This is a genomic window from Lacisediminihabitans sp. (assembly GCF_036404185.1).
Lineage (GTDB): Bacteria > Actinomycetota > Actinomycetes > Actinomycetales > Microbacteriaceae > Lacisediminihabitans.
In genome coordinates this window covers 1-7,535 of the sequence record NZ_DASWPB010000092.1, presented here as the reverse complement: position 1 = coordinate 7,535, position 7,535 = coordinate 1, and the positions used below count along the sequence as shown (strand labels likewise).

7 protein-coding genes are annotated in these 7,535 nt (G+C 68.4%); 5 read left to right on the top strand and 2 right to left on the bottom strand.

Annotation, left to right across the window (positions count from 1 at the left end):
- Positions 1–987 (top strand): VIT1/CCC1 transporter family protein (locus tag VGC18_RS05925; protein WP_331095235.1); only part of this gene is annotated, 987 nt, incomplete at its 5' end.
- 40 nt (positions 988–1,027) lie between these two features.
- Here the strand turns inward: VGC18_RS05925 and VGC18_RS05920 are convergent.
- Positions 1,028–2,701 carry a sodium:proton antiporter gene (locus VGC18_RS05920; protein WP_331095233.1) on the bottom strand — a complete coding sequence of 558 codons (1,674 nt, stop codon included), beginning with the start codon at positions 2,699–2,701 and terminating at the stop codon, positions 1,028–1,030.
- Between the two features lie 209 nt (positions 2,702–2,910).
- On the opposite strand from VGC18_RS05920, the gene VGC18_RS05915 reads away from it, so the two are divergent.
- Positions 2,911–3,282: a tautomerase family protein gene (locus VGC18_RS05915; RefSeq protein ID WP_331095231.1), complete on the top strand. Its 372-nt coding sequence runs from the start codon at positions 2,911–2,913 to the stop codon at positions 3,280–3,282.
- Positions 3,283–3,288: 6 nt separating this feature from the next.
- On the opposite strand, the gene VGC18_RS05910 is transcribed toward VGC18_RS05915, so the two are convergent.
- Positions 3,289–4,326, bottom strand: a complete 1,038-nt coding sequence (locus tag VGC18_RS05910; protein WP_331095230.1) for a LacI family DNA-binding transcriptional regulator — start codon at positions 4,324–4,326, stop codon at positions 3,289–3,291.
- A 215-nt stretch (positions 4,327–4,541) separates the two neighbouring features.
- Between VGC18_RS05910 and VGC18_RS05905 the strand changes: the two genes are divergently transcribed.
- The 3 genes from VGC18_RS05905 to VGC18_RS05895 form a co-directional block, all read left to right on the top strand.
- Positions 4,542–5,918, top strand: a complete 1,377-nt coding sequence (locus tag VGC18_RS05905; RefSeq protein ID WP_331095228.1) for an ABC transporter substrate-binding protein — start codon at positions 4,542–4,544, stop codon at positions 5,916–5,918.
- Positions 5,908–6,834, top strand: a complete 927-nt coding sequence (locus VGC18_RS05900) for a sugar ABC transporter permease (RefSeq protein WP_331095226.1) — start codon at positions 5,908–5,910, stop codon at positions 6,832–6,834. Before VGC18_RS05905 ends, VGC18_RS05900 begins: the two co-directional genes overlap by 11 nt.
- On the top strand, positions 6,834–7,535 hold a 702-nt coding region (locus VGC18_RS05895), incomplete at its 3' end, for a carbohydrate ABC transporter permease (protein WP_331095224.1). The genes VGC18_RS05900 and VGC18_RS05895, both read left to right, overlap by 1 nt.

The following is a 7,535-nucleotide window of genomic DNA, read 5'->3' as shown; positions in this document are numbered from 1 at the left end:
GCCGTCTATCGCGACCTCGCCTCCCGCCGCACCGGGGAGGAGCGGGAGATCCTGCTCGCCCTCGCCGAGGCGGAGGGCCGCCACGAGGAGCACTGGAAGGTGCTGCTCGGCGACCAGGCGGGCAAGCCGCTCCGGGGCGACATCCGCACCCGCATCCTCGGTTTCCTGGCGCGGCGCTTCGGCTCCGTGTTCGTGCTCGCCCTCGCCCAGCGTGCGGAGGCGCGATCGCCGTACGAGGAGGACGCGGATGCGACGGCCGCGATGGCGGCGGACGAGCGCATCCACGAGGAGGTCGTCAGGGGGCTGGCGACCCGTGGACGCAACCGGCTGTCCGGGACCTTCCGCGCGGCGGTGTTCGGCGCCAACGACGGTCTCGTGAGCAACCTCGCGCTCGTGATCGGCATCAGCGCCAGCGGCGTGCCCACCCACATCGTGCTGCTGACCGGCATCTCCGGCCTGCTCGCCGGCGCCCTGTCGATGGGGGCAGGGGAGTACGTGTCGGTGCGTTCGCAGCGGGAGCTGCTCGAGGCATCCGCCCCGAACCCGGAGAGCAACTCCGCCCTGTCCCATCTGGACGTCGACGCGAACGAGCTCGCGCTCGTCTACCGCGCCCGCGGCATGTCGGAGGAGGAGGCGAGTGTGCACGCCGCCGAGGTCCTCCGCGACAACAGGCTCGCCGTCGTCGAGGAGACCGACGAGCACGAGGCCATCGGCACCGGCCTGGGGGCGGCGCTCTCGAGCTTCTGCTTCTTCGCCTCCGGGGCGATCATCCCGATCATCCCGTTCCTCTTCGGCCTCAGCGGCCTCGGGGCTTTGATCCTCGCGGCCTCCCTGGTCGGGCTGGCGCTGCTCGGGACCGGCGCCATCGTCGGGGTGCTGTCCGGCGGTCCTCCCCTTCGCCGGGCGCTGCGCCAGCTCGCCATCGGCTTCGGCGCGGCGGCCGTGACCTACCTGCTCGGCCTGCTGTTCGGAGGGGTGTCCGGCTGAGGCCGGTGCGGCGCCGGGACGCCGCGTGCGGCCCCTCGTCTCAGTCGGCGAGTCTGTCGCGCATCTCGATGGCGATCTGCGAGGCGTCGAGGTTCGCCAGCTCGCCGGCGAGGACCTCCGCGTCGAAGGTGCCGTTGTCGCGCGCATCGAGCAGGGCGGACCGCTGGGCCGCGATCACGGCGAGCCGATAGGCCTTGACCGCCTCGAACTGCTCGTCTCGAGGGGCGTCCTCCCGGCGCGGTGGCTGCGGGATCGACTCCGCGCAGGTCCGCAGGAGTTCGAAGATCCGGGTCACCTCGTCGTTCGTCTTCTCGGCGATCGCGGCCTGGTCGGCCTTCGGGGTGATGAGACGCAACAGCGGTCCGATGGTGCCGCCCTGGACGAGGAGGGACATCGCCGCGACCGCGAACGCGACGAGCACGAGCGTCGACCGGTGTGGCGTGTCGGTGGGGAGTGTCTGCGCCGCGGCCACGGTCACCGCGCCGCGCATGCCGGCCCACACGACCGCGGTGCCCTCCCGCCAGCCGAGCGGCTCGCGGCGGAAGTAGTCGATGTCGGCGAGCATCCGGGTGATCCGCACGGCGAAGCGGTTGAGGTCGCGCTCCGAGGCCTTGCGTCCCGGGCGGGCGTTGATCCGATCGACGGTCTCCTGCTTGCCCTCCGACGTGTTCAGCCTGTCCTGCATGCCCTGGAGCCGATCCTGCATCCGCTCGCCGCGCCGGGAGGCGCGTCGGAGGACCCAGAGCAGCGGCGCGATGTAGGCCGCGCGGAGCAGGATCGTCAGGACGAGCGCCCCGGCCGCGACGAGCACGGCCGTCGGCACGCCGCCGTGATCCCGCTCGACCTTCGTCACGATCGAGGTGATCTGCAGCCCCATCGTGAGGAACACCGCGCCCTCGAGCACGAGCTCGACCGTCCGCCAGTTCTGCGAATCCGACAGACGGTTCTGCGGCGACAGGTAGCGCGGGGCGAAGATCCCGGTGATGAGCCCGGCGACGACGGCCGCGACGAGACCGGATGCCCCGAGGAGCCCCGCCGGCACGGCGGCGACCAGCGGAACGACGAAGGAGATGACGGTATTGACGGTCGGGTTGGTCACGCGCCTGCGCACCACGAGGTTGAGCCATCCGACCAGCGCGCCGATGATGATGGCCACGACGATCGAGTAGGCGAAGGTGCCGACGGCGCCCCAGAACGAGAACGTCGCCGCCGTCGCGACGATCGCGGTGCGGAGTAGCACGAGCGCGGTCGCATCGTTGAGCAGGCTCTCGCCGTCGAGCATCGCCACGACGCGGCTGGAGACCGCCGTCCGTTTGATGATCGAGGTCGCCAGGGCATCGGTCGGACTGACGATGGCGCCCAGGGCGACGCCCCACGCGAAACCGAGGTCGGGAATGACGAGCATGAAGAACAGACCGAGCAGAAGCGAGCTGCCGACAACGAGGACCACGGACAGGCCGCTGATCGCCCCGAACTCGCGGCGGAAGTTCATCGCCGGCATCGACACCGCCGCCGAGTACAGCAGGGGCGGCAGGACACCGGCGAGGATCCACTCCGGCTCGATGCGCACCGACCCGAACGCCGGCAGGAAGCTCGCTGCGACGCCGACCACGACGAGCACGAGGGGGGAGGCGATCCCGAGGCGCGGAGCGACGACGGCCGCGGCGGCGATCACCACCAGGCCGATCACGATCACGACGAGCAGTTCGGTCATGTGTCCAGACTGACAGCAACCGGGCGGATTCCCTCGCTCCGTGTCGGCGAACGTGGTCGACCCCGCCGGGACGGCCATGGCGATCGGTGTCGATCGTTACTGAAAGGTTTCGTAAAAGGGTGTGAAGATTGACAATGGTTTTTGATCGACACTAACGTGAGAGCGCGTCGGGCCGGACTCGCCGGAACGACGACGACAGAAAGACGGTCATGCCCCACATCCGGATCGACATGCACAACTCCCACCGGCCGCGAATGGGGGAGATCAGCGCGGCACTGCACAAGAGCCTCATCGACGGCCTGACCATGCCGGGAGACGACCTGTTCCAGATCTTCACGCTGCACGAGCGGGGCGAGCTCGTCTTCAGCGCCACCTTCCCCGAGGCGGCGCGCGACGACATCATCTTCATCCAGGTGCTCGCCTCGTACGGCTACACCCCGGAGGCCAAGCAGAGCATGTACGCGGCGATGGTCGAGAACATGGCCGCCATCGGCGTCCGTCAGGACACGCTGCTCATCTCGATCGTGGAGATCGACGGCTCCGCGAACTGGCACTCCCCTGCCAAGCCGCTGGCGGCCTGAGCGGCCTCAGCCGAGGCGCTGCGTGCTGCCGCGGACAACGAGGGAGATCGCCAGCTCCAGCCGATCGGCGGTCGACGGGGGCTCGTGGCGCAGGCGGATCACCAGCTTGGTGGCCTCCTGTGCCATCTCCGCGAGCGGCTGCCTGACGGTGGTCAGCGGCGGCCCCGCCCAGCGGGCGATGGGCAGATCGTCGTAGCCGACGATCGAGAGCCCGTCGGGGATGCCGATGCCGAGCGCCCTGGCGGCCTCGTAGGCGCCGAGGGCCTTCACGTCGCTCGTCGCGAAGATCGCGGTCGGACGATCCGGCCGGGACAGCAGGCTGTGCCCGGCCGCCGGGCTCGCCTCCTCCGTGAATTCGCGGGACATCACCAGGCTCTCGTCGACGGGAAGTCCCGCCGCGTCCATCGCGGAACGGAACCCGGCGACGCGGGCACGGGTGGCCATCAGGTCGTCCGGCCCGGCGATCACGCCGATGCGCGTGTGCCCCAGCTCGATCAGGTGGCGCGCGGCCGCCATCCCCCCGGCGAAATTGGTCGAGCCGATCGAGGGGACGTCGGGGGCGGGATCCCCCGCCGGATCGACGATGACAAACGGGACGTTGCGCGCCCGCAGTTCGAACTTGTCGCTCGTCGGCATGTCGGAGGCGACGAGGATGACGCCGGCCGGCTGCCGCTTGGACACCGCCTTCGCCCATCCGGGGGCCACGCCGTGACGCACCCCGCTCTCGCTCACGGCGACGGTGAGGTGGTGCTCGCTGGCCACGCGGACCGCTCCGCGCACGAGCTCGATGGCCCATTCGCCGTCGAGAGACCCGAAGACGAGCTCGATCTGGGGGGAGTAGGTGCGCTCGGTGCCGCGCTTGCGGTACCCGTTGCGGCGCAGGACGCCCGTGACCCGCTCACGCGTCTCCGGCGAGACGCCAGGGCGACCGTTCAGCACCTTCGACACGGTCGCGATCGACACCGCGGCCTCGTTCGCCACCGCGGTGAGGGTGGAGCGGCGCTCGGCGGGCGGCTTCCCCGATTCTGTCGATGTCGTGCTCATCCTGGAGTTCTCCGATCCGATGACGGGCTCCCTGCGATCGCAAAGGGCCAACGAAAGTTTTCCAATTATGGCATAAAACTTGACGCCTCGTTTTTGACAGAATTACCGTAGACCGCACGAGCCAGGCACCGGAGGTCGTCCGCCGGAAACGGACCGCACGGACGCGGTGCCGGGTCGTGCAGCCACATTCGGTGGCATGGAACTCAAGGAGAACAATGATGTTTGAGCGTTTCAGTCGAGTCGGCCGCCGGAGAAGCGCCGCCGCGGCCATCGCGGTGGCGGCGTCGGTCGCCGTCATCCTCAGCGGATGCAGCGGTTCCGGCGGGACGGCCACCAAAGACTCCGCCACCTCCGGGGCGATCAGCTGGTGGGGGTGGACGCCCGAGATCGGCGTCGGCAAGCAGTACATCGCGGCCTTCAATAAGGAATACCCGAACATCAAGGTCACCTACAAGCAGGTCGCGACGGCGAGCTACGACTCGGTCATCCGGCCGGCGCTCGCCTCGTCGGTCGGTCCCGACGTGTTCAACATGGCGCCCGGCGGTGGCATCGGGTCGATCGAGGCCTACCAGAGCTCGGCCATCGATCTGACCCCCGCGATCACCAAGGCACTCGGCAGCGACTGGAAGTCCAAGGTCGCGGCGATCGGCCCCGCAGGACTCACCACCAAGGACGGCAAGCTGGCGGCCCTCTCCGTCGGCTCGACCTTCGCCGGCCCGATCTGGATCAACCCGACGCTGTTCGAGAAGGACGGGCTGACCCCGCCGAAGACCCTCGACGACTGGGTGCAGGTCTGCAAGCAGTTCGCCGCTCAGGGCCAGATCTGCTTCGAGCAGGGCGCGGGTGACAACGGCTTCAACCAGGACATGCTGCACGCCATCGCCGACAGCATCGAACCCGGCCTGTGGTCGAAGGCGGTCGCCGGCACCGCGAAGTGGACGGACCCGAACCTCGTCAAGGCCATGACGACGTTCAGGGAGCTCTTCCACGACGGCATCATCCAGAAGGGCGCGCAGGGGATGCAGCAGTACCCCGACGTCAACAACGACTTCCTCTCCGGCAAGGCCGCGATGGTCATGATGGGCACCTGGTACATGCAGTACTCGACCGTCGCCAGCGCGACGGCAGCGGTCTCCGCTGCGGGGGTCGCCGATGCGAAGCCGTTCCCGATCGTGTCCATACCGTTCCCCGACATCACCGGCGCGGGCAACCCGACACCGCTCTTCGGCGACGCGGACTACGGGCTCGCCGTCAACGTGAAGTCCAAGCACCAGAAGGCGGCTCAGACCTTCGTGACCTGGCTGACCGCCACGGACAAGGCGCAACAGCTCGTGTCCAACGCCCTCAACGACATCTCGTCGCTCACGGACGTCTCGCCGAAGTGGAGCGATATCACGCTCGTCGACGCCAGCAAGCAGCAGTCGACGCTCGACACCCTCATCAAGGCCGCGAGCACGACGAGCGAGCCGCGTCTCGGCGACGTGGGAACGGCGCTCGGCCAGGCGATCGGGGTCGCGACCGCCTCGGTGGCCGGTGACAAGGCGACACCGGCCCAGGCGCTGGCGACGCTGCAGTCCTCCGGTGACAACTGACATGTCGCATGCGCGAGATCGACGAGGAGGCGCCGCCCGCCGGCGCCCCCTCGTCGGGCCGCAGGGGTACACCTGGATACTGCCAGCGCTCATCCTCTCCGTCGGCCTGATCTACTACTGCGTCGGCTACACCGGCTACATCTCGACCCTCGACTGGAACGGGACGACGCCGAATCCGCCGTCGGTCGGCCTGTCGAACTACGCCAAGGTCTTCGCCGATCCCGTGTTCTGGATGGCGATCCGGCACACGGTCCTGTTCTTCGTGGTCACCTTCGTCGCCGAGACCGCCCTCGGCATGGTCCTCGCGGCACTGCTGCACTCGCGACCGTGGTTCGGGACGGTGTACAAGGTGGTGCTGTTCGTGCCCGTCGTGCTCGCTCCCGCGATCACCGCTCCGGTGTTCCGGCAGATCTTCGCCAACGACGGCCAGGTCAACTGGCTGCTGAACCACATCGGGCTCGGTGCGATCGCCCAGCCGTGGCTGGCCCAGTCGAGCACGGCGCTGTGGGTCATCATGATCATCACCGTCTGGCAGTGGACGGGAATGACCGTCATCCTCTACTACGCGGCCATGAGCCAGATCGATCTCGAGGTGCTCGAGGCCGCCGAGATGGACGGCGCGGGCAACCTGCGCAAACTGGTCAGCATCATCTGGCCCGGGGTGCGGGGCACGACCCTCGCCCTCGCGACGCTCAGCGCCATCGGATCGCTAAAGACCTTCGACATCCCGTATCTGGTGACCGTCGGCGGCCCGAACTTCGCGACCGAGTTCCTCGGCACGATGATCTACCGCACCAGCATCCCGCTCGGAGAGGTCGGTTACGGGGCGGCGCTGTCCATCATGCTGCTGGTGATCGCGCTGGTGATGGGCATCCTGCTCAATCTCCGGCGCAAAGAGAAAGGGGTGATGCGCTGATGCTCACCGCTCGTACGACCATGGGCAGGATCCTCCTGCAGCTCGTGCTCACGCTGCTCGTCGTGCCGTTCCTGCTCCCGCTGATCGCCATGGTGCAGGGATCGCTCGCCGGCGAGGGCTGGAAGAACTACACGACGGTCCTCGGGGTGCCGGAGCTGCCGCTGTTCTTCAGGAACAGCGCCATCATCGCGCTGGCCACCATCGCCATCGTCTACGTGTTCACGATGCTCGCGGCCTTCGGCTTTTCCAAGCTGCACATCAGGGGGAAGGAGGTGTTCTTCTGGATGCTGCTGGCGGCACTCACCCTGCCGGGTGTCGTGCTGCTGACGCCGCTGTTCGCCACGACGACGACACTGAACCTCTACAACACCTACTGGGCCGTGATCCTGCCGCTCGCCGCGCTGCAGGTGCCGTTCACGGTGCTGCTCGCACGCAACTTCGTCAACGGCATCCCCGACGACCTCTTCGATGCGGCGCGGATCGACGGGGCGGGCACGTTCCAGGGATTCTGGTACGTGATCCTGCCGCTCATGAAGCCGATCGGCGCGGCGATCATCGTCTTCACCCTCATCGGCGCCTGGAACGAATACCTGTTCCCGCTCGTCTTCCTCGTCGAGCCGTCGACGCAGACGGTCACCCAACTGCCGCAGTTCTTCGTCGGGCAGTTCAGCAACGACCAGACCAAGGTGCTCGCCTCCGCG